A 546-nucleotide genomic window follows, 5' to 3' on the forward strand; every position below is an offset into this window, starting at 1 on the left:
GGGAGAGTAGGACGTCGCCAAGCGTATTTTATATGGGCCCTTAGCTCAGCTGGTTAGAGCGCACCCCTGATAAGGGTGAGGTCGGTGGTTCGAGTCCACTAGGGCCCACCATATAAATACTAACTTCATAAGATAAGTGACGAGGCCTCCGGTAGTTAATCGGAATCAACCTCGAAGCCATACTTCACTTTTGGAGTGAAATTATGGGGCTATAGCTCAGCTGGGAGAGCGCCTGCCTTGCACGCAGGAGGTCAGGGGTTCGATCCCCCTTGGCTCCACCAAATTAATTTCATCTATAAGTTATACAATTGATCCTTGAAAACTAGATAACGAAACGAATTTGCGCAATTAGAAATATCCTTCTCTAACGACTTGTGTCAAGTGATTGACCAAGAAATAAAGAGTAGCATAGAGCGGAATATTTGCATGATGAACGACTTTTGGTAACAAGGGAAGAGAATCAGGCAAATATGAAGCGATGGTTAAGCTACTAAGAGCACACGGAGGATGCCTAGGCGCTAGGAGCCGAAGAAGGACGTGGCGAAC

The 546-nt window shown here is 46.5% G+C and carries 2 tRNA genes; both read left to right on the forward strand.

The window, feature by feature from the left end:
• The first annotated feature begins 34 nt into the window (after positions 1–34).
• Positions 35–111: transfer RNA gene (locus ACPV3A_RS37765), tRNA-Ile, on the forward strand.
• 94 nt (positions 112–205) lie between these two features.
• Positions 206–281, forward strand: a tRNA-Ala gene (locus tag ACPV3A_RS37770).
• Positions 282–546: the final 265 nt, after the last annotated feature.

Origin of the sequence: Paenibacillus sp. Dod16 (assembly GCF_049893405.1) — a bacterium.
Classification (GTDB): Bacteria; Bacillota; Bacilli; order Paenibacillales; family Paenibacillaceae; genus Paenibacillus_AQ.